Origin of the sequence: Blautia sp. XA-2221, from assembly GCF_028767025.1 — a bacterium.
Taxonomy (GTDB): domain Bacteria; phylum Bacillota; class Clostridia; order Lachnospirales; family Lachnospiraceae; genus Blautia_A.
The window spans coordinates 100,609-120,437 of the sequence record NZ_JAJQXX010000006.1 but is presented as its reverse complement, the minus strand read 5'-3'; the positions used below and the strand labels follow the sequence as shown (position 1 = coordinate 120,437).

Below are 19,829 nucleotides of genomic sequence, written 5' to 3'. Positions count from 1 at the left end.
TCTCCTAAACAATTCGTTTAAATTTCTTTTCCAGTTCTGTTTTTGTCATGGAAATGATGGTCGGACGTCCATGTGGACAATGATAAGGATTGTCCAGAGTCAGCAGCTCATCAATGAGCTTTTCCGCTTCTTTCACTGACATGGCATGGTTTCCCTTGACTGCTGCCTTACATGCCATCGTCGCCAGCCGGGAAGCAAAAATATCAAGAGCGTCCTTTTCCCCGCTGCCGGAAAGGTGATCCAGCATTTCCAGAAACAGTGCTTCTTCACTGAACCCGTAAAGAGTGGCAGGAACCGCGCTGATCCGGTACTCCTTACCACCAAATTCCTCAATTTCAAATCCGAACTGAGAAAAGTATTTCTGATTTTCTTTCAGGATGTTCTCTTCCTGAAGATTTAAGGTTACAATCAGAGGCGGATTCAGATACTGAGAATCCACAGTCTTTTCCCGGAAGCTTTTTACAAGCCGCTCATAATAGACCTTTTCATGGGCGGCATGTTGATCGATAATATAAAAATTATCGCCGAATTGTGCCAGCCAGTAGGTATCAAAGATCTGACCTACAAGACGGATCTGCTCCCGGGATTCCGGTGCAAGAAGCTTTTCTTCAAATAACTCCAGCTGCCGGGGTTCCTGTTCTGCTATTTCCTGGGTCTTCCTATTCTCCTCCGGCCAATGATCGGTATTCGTAACCTTTATTTGTTCTGGAACGGAATCCCCGGCTTCCATTTGCATATTTTCCGAAATCAAGTGTTCTTTTCTAGGATTCGTACTATCTGATGACGAAGCTGCATTTTTTACCTCGCTGTTATCAGCAGTTTTTAATTCACTGTTTTTTTCAGTCAAAAAAGTTGTTTTTGTTTCCTGTTTCTGCTCCTCTTCCTGTTTTTCACGAAGCGTTCCCTGAAAAAGATCTTCTTCTGAGGCAGAAAAAACCTGCGGTTTCTTTGTTTCTGTTGTATGAGAAGTACTGTACGAAGCAGATGGTTCTTTTACGGTACTCTGGTAAGCAGGTCTTTCCATCCAGGACTTTGTTTTTTCTGAAACAAAAGAATCCGCGCCTGTATAAGCTTTATCTCCGGATATTCCGGTTTTCTGCATTTCTTTTTTTTCCTGTCCGTAAAGCTGTTCTCTTCTTTTCCTTTCAAAAGGCTCCGGTACAGACACAGACTTTACAGGCGCTTCCTTTGTTTCCGGCTCCGGACGTCCCACAGAAACCTTCGGAATCATCTCTTTTCCCATAAGTGCCCGGCGAACGGTATCATAAACTGCCTCATAGACTTCCTGCTCTCTGGCAAAGCGGACCTCGCGCTTGGCAGGATGCACGTTTACGTCCAGATCATTCCCCTCCATCTGCATCTGAAGGGACACAAAGGGGAATTTATGCTGCATCAGAAAACCCTTGTATGCGTTCTCTATCGCTTTTGTGATAATGTTGTTTTTTACATAGCGGCCATTAATATAATAGTTCTCAAAGCTTCGGTTCCCTCTGGCGATTTCCGGTTTTCCTATAAATCCTGTGATCTTCATAAAATCATTTTCAAATTCCGCATCCAGAAGAGCTTTGGTGATATCTCTGCCGTAAACGCTGTAGATCACATCTTTTACACTGTAATTTCCTGAGCTGTGAAGCTTTACCTGCCGGTTCTGGATATATTTAAAAGAAATTTCCGGATGGGACAGGGCAAGCTGTTCCATTAAGGTATGGATATAATTGGCTTCCGTCATATCTGATTTCAGGAATTTGCTTCTTGCCGGAGTATTATAAAAAAGGTTCCGAACAAGGAAGGTGGTTCCCTCCGGCGCCCCGAGTTCTTCCAGAGAGTGTTCTACTCCGCCTTCAATAATATATCTGGATCCGCTGACTGCAGACGGAGTTTTGGTGATCAGCTCCACCTGAGATACAGCTGCAATACTGGATAATGCCTCCCCGCGGAATCCAAGAGAAGCGATCTGCTCCAGATCCTCTACTTTTTCAATTTTGCTGGTAGCATGACGGAGAAAGGCAAGAGGAATCTGGTCTGCCTCGATACCGGCTCCGTTATCTGTAATACGGATCAGCTTTTTGCCGCCATCTGTGATCTCTACCGTAACAGCTGTGGCGCCTGCGTCAATGGCATTTTCCACAAGCTCTTTTACAACGGAAGATGGGCGTTCCACCACTTCTCCTGCTGCGATCTTGTCAATGGTATTCTGGTCTAAAACTGCAATTTTTCTCAAACCCAACCTCTCTTTCTTCCTTTCTGCCGGCTTTGTCCCGAATGGTTTTTACCAGCGGTTCTGTATTTTGTTCTGAAGATTATAAAGAATATTCATAGCCTCCATGGGTGTCAAATGTGACATATCCAGATTCCGGATTTCCTCCACTATGTCATTGTCCTGTACGGTATCAAAAAGAGACATCTGTGCCATATCCACCTGATCGTACACGATCTTCTGCTTTTTCTTTGATGAGGAAGTAAGATCTTTAACTGCTGCCGTAATATCTGCATCACTTAACTCTTCCACCAGTTCCTTTGCCCGGCGGATCACGGAATCCGGCACTCCTGCAAGCTTCGCAACCTGGATTCCATAACTTTTATCAGCTCCTCCTTTGACGATCTTGCGGAGGAAAACAATATCATCACCTTTTTCCTTAACTGCAATACAGTAGTTGTTTACACCGGAGATCTTGCCTTCCAGCTCTGTCAGCTCATGGTAATGGGTTGCAAAAAGAGTTTTTGCTCCGCAGAGCTTGGTATCGCTGATATGTTCGATCACTGCCCAGGCAATGGCAAGTCCGTCAAAGGTACTGGTTCCCCTTCCGATCTCATCCAGGATCAGAAGACTTTTTGCAGTGGCGTTTCTCAAAATATTGGCAACTTCTGTCATTTCTACCATAAAGGTACTCTGACCGCTGGCAAGATCATCGGAAGCACCTACTCTGGTAAAGATTCTGTCCACAATTCCGATGTTTGCCTTATCTGCCGGAACAAAGCTTCCGATCTGAGCCATAAGGACGATCAGAGCTGTCTGGCGCATATAGGTAGATTTACCAGCCATGTTCGGACCTGTGATGATAGACACACGCTTTTTCTGATTGTCAAGATAGGTATCATTGGCAATAAACATATCATGTTCGATCATCTGCTCCACAACCGGGTGTCTGCCGTTTTTAATATCCAGAACGCCACTTTCATTGATCTTTGGACGCACATAGTTATTTCTCTGGGCAACCAGGGCAAGAGAGGCAAACACATCCAGGGCGGCAACCGCCTTGGCAGTTTTCTGAATACGAACAACTTCTGCGCCCACCTTGTCACGAACTTCACAGAAAAGCTCATATTCCAAAGCATAAAGCTTATCCTCTGCCCCCAGGATCAGATCTTCCAGTTCTTTTAATTCCTGTGTAATGTAGCGTTCCGCATTGGTAAGCGTCTGCTTTCTTATATAATTTTCCGGTACCAGCTCTCTAAAAGAATTGGTAACTTCCAGAGAATAACCAAAAACACGGTTGTATTTGATCTTCAGACTTTTGATCCCTGTTCGCTCTTTTTCTCTGGTTTCAAGCTCTGTCAGCCATTTTTTTCCGTCTGTACGGGAACGGCGGAATTTATCCACATCCTCATGATATCCCTCCCGGATAATGCCTCCGTCCTTCTGAGCCAGAGGCGGCTCGTCTACAATGGCGCTTTTGATCAGAGCAGCAATATCCTCCAGAGGATCCATGTCCTCATAAAGCTCTGTAAGAAGAGGTGTTTTAAAATCCTTCAGGATCTGTCGGATGTGAGGAAGCATTTCAAGGGAGGAGGCAAAAGCTACCAGATCTCGGGGATTGGCAGACTGATAGCTAATGCGGCTGATCAGTCGTTCCAGATCATAAATCGGATTTAAGTATTCCCGGATCTCATCCCTGAGCATAGGACTTTTATTCAGCTCTTCCAGAGCCTCCAGACGTCGGTTGATCTCCTGCGCGTCAATAAGAGGAAGTTCCACATAGGAGCGGAGGGTACGGGCTCCCATAGCAGTTTTTGTCTTATCCAGCACCCACAGAAGAGAACCTCTTTTATTTTTTTCGCGAAGAGTTTCCACAAGTTCCAGATTCCTGCGGCTGGAACTGTCGATCAGCATATATTTTTCTGCCGTATAAGGACGGATCCCCGCCATATGGGAAAGCGCTGATTTCTGAGTTTCCTGGAGATAAAGAAACAAAGCGCCGGATGCGATCACCCCGCTGTCATAATCCTGAATCCCCAGACCTTCCAGCGTATTCACATGAAAATGTTCTTTTAAAGTCCGTTTGCACAGACTGTCATCAAAATACCAGGCATCCAGAGGGAATACACAGATCCCAAGACGGTTCTTCAGATCCTCCGTATCCACACCGCTCATAAAAAACGCGTCATTGCAGATGATCTCTGCAGGAACGAATTTATTGATCTCATCCAGAAGTTTTTGTGGTTTATCCACCTCTGTAAGAAAACAGTCACCTGTGGAAATGTCCGCAATGGCACAGCCAAAATGATCTTCCATAGATACAATGGACATCAGGTAATTATTTTTGGATTCATCCAGAGAAGCCGCATCCAGAGTGGTTCCCGGAGTTACCACACGGATCACTTCTCTTTTTACCAGACCCTTTGCTTTTTTCGGGTCTTCCACCTGTTCACAGATGGCAACCTTATAGCCTTTTTCAATCAGTCGGTTAATATAGGTTTCCGCAGCATGAAACGGGACCCCGCACATGGGGGCCCGTTCTTCCAGTCCGCAGTCTTTGCCTGTTAAAGTGATCTCCAGTTCTTTTGTAACAGTCAGGGCATCCTCAAAAAACATTTCATAAAAATCACCGAGACGGTAGAATAAAATACAGTCCTTGTACTGCTGCTTTGTTTTTACATATTCAGCCATCATTGGTGATAATTTCTTGATATCAATCGTCGTATTTCCATTTTCTGCGTTTGTATTTGTATTCAAGTGCTTCCTACCTCATATTCTTAAGTAAAACAATATTTCTGACAAATATTGCTGTAATTCTGTATTTAATCAGTCCTCATTTTAACACGGAAAGATGGAATTTTCAATACTCAACAGCCTTACGTCAAGATTGCTGATGGCACTTTTTAAACAGACTCTCTGAATCCGGTATACATAAGCAGCTGCCTTTCATAAAATTTTTGTATGTTTTTAGTTTACAGGTGTTCAGACAGACATTCTATACATTATACAATACTGAAACGCACAGTATAAAATAAGAGACTGCACTTGACAGCCCCTTACGATTATTTTTAATATATGATTTTCTGAACAGTATATAGTAACAGATCTTATTTTTTAATAACAGGTTTTATCTTTTGATGTCTTTGGAGGACTGATAATTTCAGATCCTACTGCTCCGCAGACAATGATAACTGCTCCAAGGATCTGCAGAAAAGTAAGATGTTCATGGAACACAAGGAAGCCTGCCAATGTACCCACAACAACCTCCAATGCAGAAAGGATGCTTGTAGTGGTTGCCTCTACATACTGAGTAGATTTTACGCAGGAAACATTTGCCACCATGGTACACAGAATACCGATTCCGAACAGATCCCATACCAAATTTCCTGTTGGAACATGGTTCATATTGGAGATAACAGTCGGGAAATCCACGCCGAATGCCAGCACTACGGCCGCTCCAAGGAATCCGTATACCAGAAGAGTATCGCGATCATAATCCTTTGCAAAAAACTTTGGAAGAAGGATCTGCAGGGCAACACCGATTCCATTGATGATTCCTGCAAGAACACCGATCATATCCAGCCGGATGTTTCCGCTTCCCAGAATATCTGCAACAAGAACTGCTCCCACGATGCAGATAAGGATGGTAATGATTTTATGCTTGGTAAGCCTTTCTTTAAACATAAATCTTCCAAGAACAGCCACCCATACAGGACTCATAAACATCAGCACAGTTGCAACGCCCACAGGAATTCTGGAAACAGATACACTGTAGCTTACAAAACTGATACTGTAAGCCACTGCCCCATACACAAGACAGATCAGAAGCCCCTTCACATCAATTTTCAGCGCCCTCGGCTTTGTTATGAGAAGAAAAATAAAATAGGCTGCTCCTGCCAGTATACATCTGAAAAAAGAAATATCTATATTGGAAAACTCATAGGCAGACAGATCTCTGACAAAAATCCCCATGATTCCCCACATAACGGCTGTGATGACAGCCAGAATGATTCCTTTGCTTCGTTTACTCATTTTTCTCCCCTTTCCTGAACACCACCTGATTCTCTTTGATTGTCAACAGCTCTTTAATATTTTCCAGATCTTCTGGTTCTGTTGTCAGAGGGTTTCGGTCTAATACCACAAAATCTGCTACTTTACCAGGTGCAATGGTTCCTTTTGTGTCTTCTTCAAAGTATTGATATGCCCCATATTTTGTAATGGCTTTCAGAGCATCCAGAACAGAAATTTTCTGGTTTTCTCCAATGCTCCTGCCTTTTCTTGTGACCCGGTTTACGGCGCAGGAAACTGTTTTCATCATGTCTGGCGGGATTACAGGAGAATCCTGATGGAAGGTATATTTCATATGGTATTCTATGGCATCTTTTACCGGAGAAATCTGACTTCCACGTTTTTCTCCAAAATTCTTTAAATGGATATCTCCCCAGTAATAAGTATGAGCAACAAAAAAGCTGGGGATCATTCCGATTTCTGCCATGCGGTGAAGCTGTTCTTTTTGTACAAGCTGGGCATGTACCATAACAGCTCTGTAAATATCCTTGTTTTCCCGTGAAGCCAGTTCCTTCTCAAACTGTGAAATGTACTGCTCTGCCGCCGCATCTCCATTGCAGTGAGCCAGAAGCTGCTGCTTTTTGTCAAGAGCCAGGTGAATATATGTTTGCAGCTGTTCGTCTTTATAGATGGGATATCCGCAATAATCTTTTTCTCCCGCATAGGGGTTTGTCATCCAGGCTGTTTTTCCTTGCGGAGAACCGTCCAGAAAGATTTTATATCCTCCCATTTTTAAATGATTGCGATATTTTCCTGCATAATCACATTCTTCCTCTATAAGATCAGAAACTGAGGTGATATCCAGATATCCAACTACATCAAGATGTAACAGTTTCATGTCTGAAGCTGCTTTCAGAAGCTGGAACAGCGGTTTTCCTACCATTCCATCCTGAACGGTTGTAATACCATAGCTGGCATAAACTTTCTGAGCTTCCGTGATCAGGTTCATAAGCTCCTCCGGTGAACCGGCAGGAATAGCCGCCTGAAATCTGAGAAAGGTTTTTTCTTCCATATATCCGTCAGGGATCTGTGTTCCTTCCATTCGTCCGTAACGGCCGTCAGAGGGATCCTCTGTATGCTCGTCAATTCCCTGAAGCTGAAGCCCTTTGCTGTTTGTCACGCCCATATGGGAGGAAGCATGAATCAGAAGAACAGGATTTTCTGTGCTGATCTGATCCAGAATTTCTCTAGTGGGATGACGTTCTTCTTTCAAAAAGTTGTGATCATAATTGCTGCCTATCAGCCATGCATCTTCCGGAAGCTTCTTCTGATCTTTAAACGCTTTCATGGTATCTATAATATCCTGAAAGCTTTCGCAGGAGGAAAGGTCGCACTGTCTCATTGCATTTGCCACACCTACAAAATGAGAGTGTCCGTCAATAAATCCCGGAAGCATGACGCCACCGTGAAGATCAATGATCTCATCCTCATTTTCTTTATAAAACTTCATGATCTCGTCCTGATGGCCGACTGCAAGAATCTTACCGTTTTCTACGCATACTGCTTCCGCATATAGCGCGTCATCTTCCATAGTGATAACAGTTCCATTTATATAAAATGATTTCACAGTAATTCCCCTTTCATAACATATTTTTATCACGACAACAGTATTTTCTCTATAAGAGAAGCAAAAAATCAGAAGAGACCAGATGTGAATCCAGTCCCTTCTGGTTTATTTTGTTTTACTCTGCTTTTAAAATAAGCTCACAGGTTTCAAGTCCTTCAGAAGATGCTTTGACCCTGATCTCTCCACTATCCTCATTAGACTGGATCAGAGCCAGCACCAGACCGGAAAATGCGTGTCTGGAAGATGCCTTGTCATTTTCTCTGCATCCTGGATCGCCGTTTCCAAGACCGAGCAGATGACCTGCCCCTGTTACTTCAAAGGTGATATTATTTTCTGCGTTTGGAACGAAAATACCGTTTTTATCTACAACAGAAACTTTCACACAGGAAACATCCATGCCGTCACCCTGAATAGAGCTGCGGTCTGCTTCCATACGGATGGCAGCCGGTTCTCCAGCTGTTTTCTGAATATCCTCTGCGATAATCTCACCGTTCTTGTATCCTACAGCTTTTAATTCTCCCAGATGGTAAGGAACCTCAAATTGGATCCAGTCTTCCTCCAGAGCTTTTCTGTCTAAGGACTTGCCATTTAAGAACAGCTCAGCTTCCTCACAGTTGGTATACAGACGAATGGTTTTAATCTCGCCTTCTTTTTCCCAGGTCCAGTGAGGCATAATATGGATCAGCGGAGTCTCCTTCATCCTTGCCTCATAATAGAAGCAGTCATCTTTCGGGAAACCGCAGGTATCCATGATACCAAAATTGGAGCATACCTGATACTGTTTTAACGGAGTCGGTTCGCCTCTGTAATCAAAGCCGGTCCAGATAAAGAAGCCGCCGGTTCTGGGATTTTCTTTGTAGAAATTCCATGTCTGCCACGGTCTTGCAGTTCCTCCTGCGTTAGGACCGCCTTCGCCGCCCATCATAACATAGCGTGTTCCATAGCTGGAACAGTGTCCACGCTCCTTATTATCCTCATAGATTCCTCTTGTAGTATACCAGGAAGCGCTCTCTGTGCTCAAAAACTTCATATCCGGATAATTCTCGGACAGATTTTTGATCTGGTTATTATTAAGAGCGGACTCTGCATAGTTCATTCCAAAGATATCATAGATTTCCAGACCATACCTGGCAGCCATTTCTCCTGAAAGGAAAGCTTCTGCAGATAAGAACAGTCTGCTGTCGTCCAGGCTCTTTGCAAACGGGATCATTTTATCAAGAATACGCAGCGCCTGATAGCTTCCGGCAAAAATCTCCTCATTTGACATGCTCCACGCAAATACACAAGGATGGTTTCTGGAACTCTTGATCAATTCTTCAAGATCTTCCATACGATGCTTTGTGGCTTCAATAATACGGTTTTCGTTAATAACCAGTACACCGTAGTGATCACAGGCATCCAGGAGCTCCAGAGTTGCCGGGTTATGAGAGGAACGGAATGCGTTGAAACCAACTTCTCTGATCTTTTTAATCTTGTAATTCTGGATGGCATCCGGAATTCCGGCGCCTACACCTACAAAATCCTGATGGAAGCAGGTGCCGTAAAGAGGTGTCTTCTGACCGTTTAAGAGAAGCCCCTCATCTGTATATGCAATACTGCGGATACCGAAAGGTGTTTCATAATTATCCACCAGTCTGTCATCTTCAAATACTTCTGTGATGGCCTTGTACATATATGGATTTTCACAGTCCCAAAGCTGAGCATCTTTTACAGCAAGCTTGGATTTCTGTGTATCTTTTCCATATACAGGAAGTGTTCCTGTACACTCTGCCTGACCGATTTCCTGACCGGACGGATCCAATACCGTTGTGCATACCCGATAATTTTTCTTTTCAAAGGTTTCGTTGCATACAGTAGTCTCAATATCCAGCACAGCATCTTTGCCTGTTACTGTTGGCTTAACAAAAACTCCCCAGCGATCCACATGGACGTTTTCATAAATCGTAAGCCAGGTGTGACGATAAATACCGCCGCCTTCGTACCACCAGCCTTCACTTCCGTTTGTGGTGTCGCAGCGTACCAGAATTACATTATCTCCCTCGTCGTCCCCATACTTTGTCAACTCTGTTACATCAAACTGAAATCCTGTATATCCGGAATAATGATCTCCGATAAAACATCCGTTATACCAGAAAGAAGCATTTCTCATTACACCGTCAAATTCGAGAACAACACGTTTACCTAATGTGCTTTTCGGAATTTTGAATGCTTTTCTGTAGTATGCAATTCCGTCCGGAATGTATCCCTGCGCCCAGTTGGTAGCATTATCCTGCACCCCGATCTCTACGCGGAAATCATGGGGAAGATCTACGTTCTTCCAGTTTTTGGTCGATTTTGCTTTTTCCGGAAGATTTCCCATGAGCATATCTGCAGCGTCTACATCACCTTTTGCATCATCCCCTGCAGGAAGAATATCCTGCAGAGCACGGAGCATATTTCCTGCTCCGGCAAATGGCTCAAAAAGCTCACCATCTACAGCGTTACTGATTCCGGCTACAATCCCACTTTTGGCATAGGTTTTTGGGAGAGGACCTACTTCGTCAATGATATACTTCCAGTTTTTATCAAAATTCTGTTTTGTTCTCATCTGATTCTCCTTACTGTTCCTGTTGTTTTTTGCGTTCTGCAAGCTCTGCCACAATTTTGGCATGCTCCTTATCTGTAAATTTATTGAATAACATCGGGATAATCGCCAGTACACCAATTACTGCACAGAATAAAGTAAACGCACCGTGGATCATCATCTGTGTTTCGCCTGTTACCTGATTTGGAACGTAATTTGCCATTTCAAGCACCAGTCCTGTTACACCGGCACTTAATGCCATACCGATTTTTGCCATTAAAGTCTGAGTGGAGCTGATAAGACCTTCCTGACGGTTTCCGAATTTCCACTCTGCATATTCAATGGTATTGGTGATCATAGTTGCAGATACAACAGAAGAAATTCCAAGAGGAATACTTGTCAGTGCATATAAGAACATAACCAGACCAACGTTTTCGAATCCTGTAAAGAAGAAAATAACATCTACAATGATTCCAAAAATCCTTCCACCGATAAATACGGTTTTGGAATCAAAACGTTTAGTAAATATAGGCGCGATGATAAGACCCAGGAACATACCCGGAAGGAATAATACGCTGAAAATTGGAATCAGAGATTCTGACCCTACGCAGTCCTTTACATAATAAATGACCATTCCCTGTTTCAACATTGTTCCGATATTACCCAGAAGTCCACAGCAAAGTAATAACAACAGAGGTTTATTCTGTGTAATTGTCTTTACAGAGCTTTTTAAAGTAATCTTCTGATTTGGAACTGGTTCTACATGTTCACGGATATTTGCAAATCCGATCAGATAGAATATAGCTCCTAACACTCCGACAACAAGGGCAGTCATCATATATCCTTTTTGTTTATCGCCTTTTCCCAGTGCATTGATAAGAGGGATTGCGATAATACCTAAAACAGTTGTTGCCAGTGTTGTGGACATTCTTGAAAAGCTGATGATTTTGGAACGCTTCTGTACATCAGAAGACATTGCTGCCGGCATGGTCCAGTAAGGAACGTCTACAGCAGTAAATGCCATACTCATCATTACATAAGTAACTGCAGCATATACGATCTTTAATGTTGGTGACAGATCCGGTGAGCTGAAGTTCAGTACCAAAAAGATAACAATAACCGGAGCCATAAACAGAAGCCATGGTCTGTAACGTCCCCATTTTGTTTTTGTATGGTCTGCAATGGTTCCCATCATTGGGTCATTGATACCATCCCAGATTCTTGTGATCAGCATGATGATACTTGCAGCGCCGGCAGAGATTCCAAAAATATCTGTGTAGAATACCATCATGTAACTGCTCCACAGACCAAAAATAAGGTTCTGACCGAAACCTGCAATTGCATGTCCGAACATTTCCCTGCCTTTTACTTCCCCTGCCACTACCTGTGACATCTTTTCTTGTTTTTGTGCGGTTTTCATAACATCCTCCTTTTCCCGTTTTCATATGTTTATTATAATACTCTAAAAAGAAGGTCAATTCATTATCTTAAACACGACAAGATGTATGATTTTATATCCATTTCAGACATTCTTAAATGTTTTTTTACAATCTCCGGGAAGCATATGGAATTCTTCCTTGAACATTTCGTAAAAACGGCTGGAGCCACGAAAGCCAAGCTGCTTCATCACAGAAGAAACGCTCGTATCTCCCTCTTCCAGCAAAAGCTTTGCTTTTTTCAGCAAAACTTTCTGAGAATAACCGGTAATCGTAAGACCTGTAAACTTTTTTACGATTTTATTGAGATAATCGCCACTGTAGTTCAGTCTTTCAGACAATTCCTGCCTGGAATATTTTCTGGGATTTTCTTCGATCAGCAGTTTTATTTTTTCAAAAAGCTGCTCTTCTGCCGAACAGTCCAGTGTCACATATCGTATTTTATAAAGCTTTGTATCCTGAAATACCCCAAACAAACGCTCTACCAGTCCGCAGAAAATATGAAGATAGCCTGGTTCCTGCTGGATCAGCTCTTTTGTCATTTCTTCAAACAGATTATAAGCTTTATTTACACTTTCTCCTTCTGAAGTACATGAAATATAAAGATAGTCTTTTTTATAGGGAGATTTTCCGCTCATACTGGATGCCAGAAAACGATAAATGCTGCCAGTTGTCTTGTGAGAATAATCCAACAGTTCCTGTACGTATTCATTGGAAAGACACAGATATACCACAAAAAAATCCTTCCCGGAGATTTCCTGATGTTTGGCATTGCGATTGATAAAACAGCCCTCGCCCTTATGGTAAACATAGGAACTGTTTTCGATTTTCTGTTCTACCGAGCCTTCCAGTACATACATCAGCTCATAATAATCGTGCCGGTGCATTTTAATTCCCCATTCATCCGGAAAAATGATTTTTCCGTTTTCAATGTGGCAGACCCCTTCCTGTTTGGTCATAAACTTTTTTCCACTGGAAATACCCCCAAACCGGATCTCCTGTTTTTCTTCATGCTGTCCATTAGACATGACATTAATAATAAACGGAACTTTCATATACCTCATATGATCCGTTCTGGATAATTCCAGATTCTCTCCGTTCTCCGGATTTTCCAGAATTTTTATTTCGTCATTTAATGCATACCACGGAAATACAAACATGTTTTATCTACCTCAATCTATATCTAAATCTTTTCCTGATTCCATTTGCAGTATACTGTTTTTGTTACAAAACCTGCATCATTTAAAATTTTTGCTGCTTTTCTGCAAAATAAAAACATCAGGGCAATATACAAAAATCTTGCTGCTTCATGCACATGCCCTGATAATAAAAACTGATTCAGTTAATATACTTTTCCGGTTCTCAGATTTCTCTTGTTGCCTCTTTCAGCCACTGTTTTTCCTCATCATTCAGATAGGGAGAAATTTTTGTATAAACTTCTGCGTGATACCGGTTTAAAAGCTCTTTTTCATGGTCTGATAAAAGTTCCGGTTCGATTCCCTCAAGATCAAACGGAACCATGGTCAGGTTCTCAAAGCACATGAACTGACCGTAAGCGGTCTTTTCGGCTTTTTGGCACACAAGGAGATTCTCATGGCGGATGCCGAATTCATTTTCCACATAATAACCCGGCTCATTGGAAGTGATCATTCCCTCCTCCAGCACAGCAGTACCGGATTTCCATCGGAAGCTGTTTGGTCCTTCATGTACATTCAGAAGATACCCTACACCGTGTCCGGTTCCATGGTTATAGTCCTCGCCAAGTCTCCAGAGCGGTTCTCTTGCAATATAGTCCAGGTTCTGACCGCTGCAACCGTAACGGAATTTTGCGTCACTGAGATTCAGATGACCTTTTAACACAAGGGTAAAATATTTCTTTTCTTTTTCCGTTACCGGGCCGAGTACAACCGTTCTTGTAATATCGGTAGAACCTTCCAGATAGTGTCCGCCGGTATCGCAGAGAGCCAGTCCGTGAGGCTCCAGAGGAATGTCTGTTTCCGGTGACGGGCTGTAATGACAGATTGCAGCATGTCCTGCATAGGAAACAATGGGGTCAAAGCTGTTGTCCAGGAAGTTTTCCTGTTCTTTGCGCAAAGCAAATAAATGATCTGCTGCGCTGAGCTCTGTGATCGTTGTTTTTCCTACATTCTTTTTCAGCCAGTAAATAAACTTTGTTACAGCCACACCGTCTTTGATATGGGCAATGCGTTCATTTTCCACTTCAACCGGATTTTTGACTGCTTTTGGAAAAAGAGTAAGATTTTCTTCATCCATGATCTTTACGCTTTCCGGAAGGCTGCTTACCAGACGGCTGTTTACGTTTTTTCTGGAGAGAAGAACCGTTTTGTTCTCCGGAATGGTTTTTGCGTACTGATAAATATCATTATAAGGTTTCAGGACCACACCGTCTTTTTCCAGAGACATTTTTACCGTAGTATCAAAAGCTTTCTCATTGGCAAAGAGAAGAAGTTCATCCTGTGTCATTACAAGATAGGAAAGAACTACCGGGCAGCAGTGAATATCGTTTCCGCGGATATTTAAAAGCCACGCAATATCGTCAAGAGAGGTAAGGATAAAGGCATCTGCGCCTTTTTCTGCCATTTTTTCACGGATCTGAGAACATTTATCTGCTCTTGACTTTCCTGCCCATTTTTCCTCAAGCTCCATAACCGGCTCACAGGAAAGCTCCGGGCGTTCTTTCCAGATTTCTCCCACCAGATCTTCTTCTACGGAAAAACGGATATTTTTGTCTGCAAGAAGGGATTTCAGTTCTTCTGCCTCCGCAGAGCTTACACATCTTCCGTCAAATCCAAGACACATGCCTTCCGTCAGTTTATCCTTCAGAAATTCGTGTATGGTAGGAACCCCCGGTTCTCCCATTTTAAAAAGTGTGACAGTGGTTCCCTCAAGCTGCTGGGCTGCCTGGATAAAATATCTTCCGTCCGTCCACAGTCCTGCCATGTCAGAGGTGATCACTGCGGTTCCTGCAGAACCGGTAAATCCTGTAATATATTTTCTGCATTTAAAATAATCGCCTACATATTCAGAGCCATGAAAATCATCTGTGGGAACCAGATAAGCGTCCACATTTTTTTCTTTCATCAGACTTCGAAGAGCTGCAAGCCGTTCCTGTACTGTCATTATCTACATCTCCTTTGTATTGATACTGGTACAGAGAATACAAAATACGCACAATATTAACGTAGAAGCTCAGTATTCCTTGTACTGATAAGTTTATCACAGATTTCAGTTATTTAAAACCCTACACGCCAAAATATTCATCCAGCTGTTTTTTAAACTCATCAGGAATTTCCTGCGGGAATGGCATACTATCAATATCAGAAAGGCTTTCTGCAATATGAGCCAGAAGCTGCGCGCTTCTCTGAAGGGACCAGGCAGAAAGTAAGTCCACCGTATCATAATGAGTGTGCATTCCGAAGCCGTCCCTGTTTAAAGTCATGGCAGGGATCCCCTTCCATGCAAAAGTGTTGGAGTCGCTTCCCCAGATCTGGTTTTTAGTTGTCATACCAATACCTGTCTCACGAGCAAGATAAGTAAGCATACCGCAGACAGACGGATCTGCCGTCACACCGATTACATTGCCGCCAACAAGCTGGCCTGCCAGATCTACGTTCATATTAAAACAATGTTTTCCAAGCTCCTGCTCATGAAGCTTTACATAATGGCGGCTTCCAAGAAGTCCTTTTTCCTCAGCGCCAAACCATACAAATTCCACAGTTCTTCTCGGTTTATGCTCCTTTAAATAACGGCATACTTCCATAATAATAGCTGCACCTGCCATGTTATCATAGGCTCCCGGGCCTTCCGGAACAGAATCGTAATGAGCGGTAAGGGTAAGAATTTCCTCTGCTCTGTCTGTTCCCTGGATCCTTGCCTCCACATTTCGGGAAATACGCTTTACTTCCTCCTGAAGCAAAGTAAGACGGGCTCTTTTGGCTCCTTCTGTTACCATTTCCACTGCGTCAAGATAATGGACTCCCACTCCCTGGATCAGTTCTTTTTCATTTAAGGATTCGTACACCTTCTGGGGAATAGAGGCAGCTCTCGGAATGCGATCCTTTCCCTCATCTACCGGAGAGCCACTGATGCTTACAAAACCTGCGACCCCTGCTTTTATAAGGCGAAGGTACAGATCTTTTCGCACGATGTCATTGACCATAACTATTTTTCCTGCTGCATGGGAAAGGCTGATATCATCTCCATTTTCCACATACAGAAAATCTGCTTCTATACCTTCTTCTGCCGTGCTTCCACATCTCTGATATCCTGTCACCTGATAGGTTTTATGATAAGGCTCCGTAATGACAAGCTCTGCCTTTCTGATCTCCCAGGTATCAAAGGAAAATTCTCCTATACGGCTTTCCATGCCAAAGCTTTTTAACTCTTCCTGGATCAAAGAAGCTGCCTTTTCCTCTGTGGGAGTTCCGGCTTCTCTGATATAATTAAATTTTGAAACAAAGTCCATCTGTCGCTGTCCGCTGATTGTGTTTTTATTCATAATGTTCTCTCCATTGTAATTATTTTATAGTTCAGATTTTATTCTTTCCAGCCTTCCATATGACGCACGATCCTCTTATAAAAATCAACTGCAGGAGGAAGTGCGGAAAGACTGATATTTTCATCAATCCCATGAATGCTCTGATACTGCTGCTCATTGATCTCCAGAGGGGCGAAACGAATGCTGTTTTCACATACCGGAGTATAGTATCTCGCGTCCGTGCCACCTGTCATGGCATATGGCGCAACAATCACGCCCGGATATATTTTTTTCACCACATGCTCAATAAGGCGGAAGGGCTTTCCTTTATAATCCACCACCGGGCAAGGCGGGTGGATTAGGATCGGCTCTGTTTCAATGCCGTATTTTTCAGCAATCTTTGATACCAGAGCAAGACTTTCCTCCACTCCCTGATGATGAATGAAACGCATATTTCCTGTTACAGAAGCTTCCTGAGGGATTACATTCAGTCCGTCAGAACCTTTTGCCATGGTAAAATTAAGGGTTGTGGTAATCATTGCAGCCCCAAGAGGGTTTACCTTTGGAAGCAGTTTTTCCAGAAGAGGTTCCAGCTGTCTTTCATATTTCATGACCTTGCCCAGAGCTCCTTCTGTATAGGGAGCCATTCGCCGGAACATTTCCGCTACCGTAGGATTCATTTTTGAAGTAAATGGATTGTGGTTTTCAATATCCATCATAAAAGCAGCCAGACGGGTAAGAGGCGTCTGCTTTTGAGGAATACTGGCATGCCCTCCGTTTCCCTTTGCAGTAAAGCGAACGTCGCCATATCCTTTTTCCAGACATCCTACCATGGCAAATCTGCCTTTTACGCCTTTCATCGGCTCTTCTTTAATCATTCCGCCTTCATCCATAAGGAACTTTAAATGCACCCCGTTATTCTGAAGCCATTTTACTGTAAGAGGCGCGCCTTCTCCGCCAATCTCCTCCGTACAGCTGCTTGCAAGATAGACGTCACACGCCGGAACATAATCCTTTGCGATCAGTTCTTCCACTGCCTGAAGGAAACAGAACAGACTGCCTTTTGTGTCTACGGTTCCTCTTCCCCACACAGCGCCGTCTGCAATTTCTCCGCCAAAGGGATCATGCTTCCATACTCCGGAAGCCTCCACCACATCCTGATGGCTCATAAAAAGAATGGGTTCTCCCTGACCTTTTCCTTTCCACTTAAAAAGAAGACTTCCATTGAATTCATACTTTTCACAAATCCTGTGAATATTTGGAAACAGCTCTTCCAATATTTCATGGAATCTGTAAAATTTGCCGAGATCCTGCTGGAAGCTGCTGGAAATAGTCTCACAGCGGATCATTTTTCCAAGTTTTTTCCCGTAAAACAATTCTCTCTCGTTTGTTTTACCGTTCATAATGCTCCTCCTTATCAAAAGTTACTTTTTTCCATAAAATATATCCGGTCAACGGCGCCATTCCACCTGCCGGAATAAACACTTTTCATAAACCAATATTATTTGATAGATGTCCCTATATGTTTGTCCAGCCTCCATTGCGGCGCCGTTCCATCATCCGCATAATATTCATCCATTTCTATAATTTTATCATCTTTTGTTTGAATAAACGAAGTTACATGAAAAGAAGCACTCCTGTCTTCAGGATAGATAAGAACCACTGTAACGATTAAATCGTTCATAATTTCTACTCTTTCAACAACTCCATCCCATTCTCCAGGGTACTCACAATTTGCAATAATATATTCATCCACAGTAAAATGCTCGTTTGTACAATGCCAATTCACACAGGCATCTTCATGAAAATATTTTCTGATTTCTCTCTCATCCTGTGCAAGAACAGATTTCCAAAACTGTTTTATATCCATATTTTTATCCTATATATGTAATAAAGTCTTTTTTAGTTGTTACTTCTTTTTCAAATTCTGCTTTAAGCGTTTTATAAAAAGATTTTCTGAGCACGTTTTTAAGAACCTCTACGCTATTCTTAAATTCAGGGAAATTCTTTAACAAAGAATCAACTGCTATTTTTTGTATATCACTGTTTACCTTTGCAATTGTAACATAATCACCATTTTTTGTAACAATCCCTATATCTGCGTAGGATGAATACCACTCTCTTTTAAACGAAACCATATCCAAAATCATTTTCCTGGGAATGTATACATCAGAAACAAAAAGCCAGTTTTCAGAATAGTAAAGGCTAAAAGAATCCGATTTATCTTTAAATTCAAATTTGCTAAATTGCTCTTTTTTTATATAACTTTTCAATTCTTTAAATGACAAATATTTTTTCACGATTCTCATGCATTCGAATCGTTTTGGAAAAGCGCATGCCATAAAAACATGTATTAAAAATATCAATGTCACCACAAAAAATAAAATTATAACTAAGTCATCAGAAGAAAGCGAACGCAATAATCCGCCAGCAAACAGAAAAATTACCATTGGCAAAATTATAACGGAAATAATTCTCCACCATGTCCAAATTCTTTTAATCATTTTATTTCTCTCCCTGTCAACGTAGAAAGTTTTCCATAAATGCGCTGTCCAGATTGCGGAGCCGATGTCTGAAGTTTTGAACCGCAGCCAGTCATGATACTATATACCAACACGCATCCTGTCAGAAAAACAATCTATTGTTTTTATAAACATAAATCCTTTCTGCGATTTTGTTACTTTTGTTATAAATGTCGATTATGCTCCTACCAGTGTCATAACTACATAGAGTATAATCAGCAGGAGGGCAAGACACGTTGCGCAAAAAACTGCAATCGTCGTTTTGATCCTGTGCCGTTCTTTTAACGTCAGAATCATCACTGCAAATACATCAAAGAAAAAGAAAAACTGGCAGATCCCACCCAAAACCACCAGCCATTTTGGATGTACACCGTCTTTACATGACTTTATAAGATAAGCGATCGCGTAGGGAGCTGCCCCTAATAAAATCCCGTATCCAAAAATCAGAAAAACAATCGTTATCATTCCAAACAAAACCATCAGCGGCAACGGGAAGAATGCCATCACCGTCACACATACAGTGATACTCCCTCCAATCAGGTAGAACGGAATCAGTCCATACTTGATGATCAAAGTGCAGTTCAGCAATGTCTTTCTCGACCATGTTCTCCCTACGGTCAACACAACGATCAAATTAACGATTCCCATGATAAATGGCAGAAGAATTGATAAAATCTGCAATTTGATCGCATTGTCAAAAAAGCCGGCCAAAAGGAAGAATGTATAAGACACGATTACATAAAGTACCGGCAGAATATACGTCATTTGGCATCCTCCCTTCTACGACGGATCAGCCACAGAAACAGCAGCGCAAGGCTCGCCACAACAGCAATCCACATGGTCTTGTAAGAAAAAAAGTAATCATAGATCAGGCACACAGCTCCGGCAAAAGCTGCAATGCTGAAGATTGGCCACGGATTTCTCATAAAAGTACCTCCTGTATTCTGCCCGTCACATATTTCAGCAGATAAATTTTGC

General features: G+C 42.4%; 14 protein-coding genes. All 14 read right to left on the bottom strand.

What is annotated here, in order from left to right:
* Positions 1-4: 4 nt before the first annotated feature.
* Positions 5-2,221, bottom strand: coding sequence for a DNA mismatch repair endonuclease MutL (gene mutL / locus LU279_RS07270; RefSeq protein ID WP_274421899.1), 2,217 nt, complete (start codon positions 2,219-2,221; stop codon positions 5-7).
* A gap of 48 nt (positions 2,222-2,269) precedes the next feature.
* A complete protein-coding gene (gene mutS / locus LU279_RS07265) occupies positions 2,270-4,891 on the bottom strand; it encodes a DNA mismatch repair protein MutS (protein ID WP_274421946.1) in 2,622 nt (873 codons plus the stop codon).
* Positions 4,892-5,311: 420 nt separating this feature from the next.
* Positions 5,312-6,229 carry a DMT family transporter gene (locus tag LU279_RS07260; protein WP_274421898.1) on the bottom strand — a complete coding sequence of 306 codons (918 nt, stop codon included), beginning with the start codon at positions 6,227-6,229 and terminating at the stop codon, positions 5,312-5,314.
* Positions 6,222-7,832: an amidohydrolase gene (locus LU279_RS07255; RefSeq protein WP_274421896.1), complete on the bottom strand. Its 1,611-nt coding sequence runs from the start codon at positions 7,830-7,832 to the stop codon at positions 6,222-6,224. The genes LU279_RS07260 and LU279_RS07255 overlap by 8 nt, the downstream gene beginning before the upstream one ends.
* Before the next feature lie 115 nt (positions 7,833-7,947).
* Positions 7,948-10,419: a glycoside hydrolase family 2 TIM barrel-domain containing protein gene (locus tag LU279_RS07250; protein WP_274421895.1), complete on the bottom strand. Its 2,472-nt coding sequence runs from the start codon at positions 10,417-10,419 to the stop codon at positions 7,948-7,950.
* 10 nt (positions 10,420-10,429) lie between these two features.
* A complete protein-coding gene (locus tag LU279_RS07245) occupies positions 10,430-11,815 on the bottom strand; it encodes an MFS transporter (protein ID WP_274421893.1) in 1,386 nt (461 codons plus the stop codon).
* 102 nt (positions 11,816-11,917) lie between these two features.
* Entirely contained in the window at positions 11,918-12,991 is a 1,074-nt protein-coding gene (locus tag LU279_RS07240) for a helix-turn-helix domain-containing protein (RefSeq protein WP_274421892.1), read from the bottom strand.
* Between the two features lie 202 nt (positions 12,992-13,193).
* Entirely contained in the window at positions 13,194-14,972 is a 1,779-nt protein-coding gene (locus LU279_RS07235; protein WP_274421890.1) for an aminopeptidase P family protein, read from the bottom strand.
* A gap of 121 nt (positions 14,973-15,093) precedes the next feature.
* The gene (locus tag LU279_RS07230; RefSeq protein WP_274421889.1) at positions 15,094-16,350 is read right to left on the bottom strand and encodes a M28 family metallopeptidase; all 1,257 of its coding nucleotides are present in this window, start codon (positions 16,348-16,350) and stop codon (positions 15,094-15,096) included.
* Between the two features lie 38 nt (positions 16,351-16,388).
* Entirely contained in the window at positions 16,389-17,732 is a 1,344-nt protein-coding gene (locus tag LU279_RS07225) for a M20/M25/M40 family metallo-hydrolase (protein ID WP_274421888.1), read from the bottom strand.
* Positions 17,733-17,830: 98 nt separating this feature from the next.
* Entirely contained in the window at positions 17,831-18,199 is a 369-nt protein-coding gene (locus LU279_RS07220; RefSeq protein WP_274421887.1) for a nuclear transport factor 2 family protein, read from the bottom strand.
* A gap of 4 nt (positions 18,200-18,203) precedes the next feature.
* Complete coding sequence (locus LU279_RS07215; protein WP_274421885.1) at positions 18,204-18,833, bottom strand: hypothetical protein; 630 nt, start codon at positions 18,831-18,833, stop codon at positions 18,204-18,206.
* Between the two features lie 195 nt (positions 18,834-19,028).
* On the bottom strand, positions 19,029-19,616 hold the full coding sequence (locus tag LU279_RS07210) for an ABC transporter permease (RefSeq protein WP_274421884.1): 588 nt from the start codon (positions 19,614-19,616) through the stop codon (positions 19,029-19,031).
* Positions 19,613-19,777: a hypothetical protein gene (locus LU279_RS07205; RefSeq protein WP_274421883.1), complete on the bottom strand. Its 165-nt coding sequence runs from the start codon at positions 19,775-19,777 to the stop codon at positions 19,613-19,615. The genes LU279_RS07210 and LU279_RS07205 overlap by 4 nt, the downstream gene beginning before the upstream one ends.
* Positions 19,778-19,829 lie beyond the last annotated feature (52 nt).

Bases quoted from the DNA above. Each gene is read 5' to 3' on its own strand.
- mutS (WP_274421946.1), bottom strand. From the start codon at position 4,891: ATGATGGCTGAATATGTAAAAACAAAGCAGCAGTACAAGGACTGTATT.
- LU279_RS07260 (WP_274421898.1), bottom strand. From the start codon at position 6,229: ATGAGTAAACGAAGCAAAGGAATCATTCTGGCTGTCATCACAGCCGTT.
- LU279_RS07250 (WP_274421895.1), bottom strand. From the start codon at position 10,419: ATGAGAACAAAACAGAATTTTGATAAAAACTGGAAGTATATCATTGAC.
- LU279_RS07245 (WP_274421893.1), bottom strand. From the start codon at position 11,815: ATGAAAACCGCACAAAAACAAGAAAAGATGTCACAGGTAGTGGCAGGG.
- LU279_RS07240 (WP_274421892.1), bottom strand. From the start codon at position 12,991: ATGTTTGTATTTCCGTGGTATGCATTAAATGACGAAATAAAAATTCTG.
- LU279_RS07235 (WP_274421890.1), bottom strand. From the start codon at position 14,972: ATGACAGTACAGGAACGGCTTGCAGCTCTTCGAAGTCTGATGAAAGAA.
- LU279_RS07230 (WP_274421889.1), bottom strand. From the start codon at position 16,350: ATGAATAAAAACACAATCAGCGGACAGCGACAGATGGACTTTGTTTCA.
- LU279_RS07225 (WP_274421888.1), bottom strand. From the start codon at position 17,732: ATGAACGGTAAAACAAACGAGAGAGAATTGTTTTACGGGAAAAAACTT.
- LU279_RS07220 (WP_274421887.1), bottom strand. From the start codon at position 18,199: ATGGATATAAAACAGTTTTGGAAATCTGTTCTTGCACAGGATGAGAGA.
- LU279_RS07215 (WP_274421885.1), bottom strand. From the start codon at position 18,833: ATGATTAAAAGAATTTGGACATGGTGGAGAATTATTTCCGTTATAATT.
- LU279_RS07210 (WP_274421884.1), bottom strand. From the start codon at position 19,616: ATGACGTATATTCTGCCGGTACTTTATGTAATCGTGTCTTATACATTC.
- LU279_RS07205 (WP_274421883.1), bottom strand. From the start codon at position 19,777: ATGAGAAATCCGTGGCCAATCTTCAGCATTGCAGCTTTTGCCGGAGCT.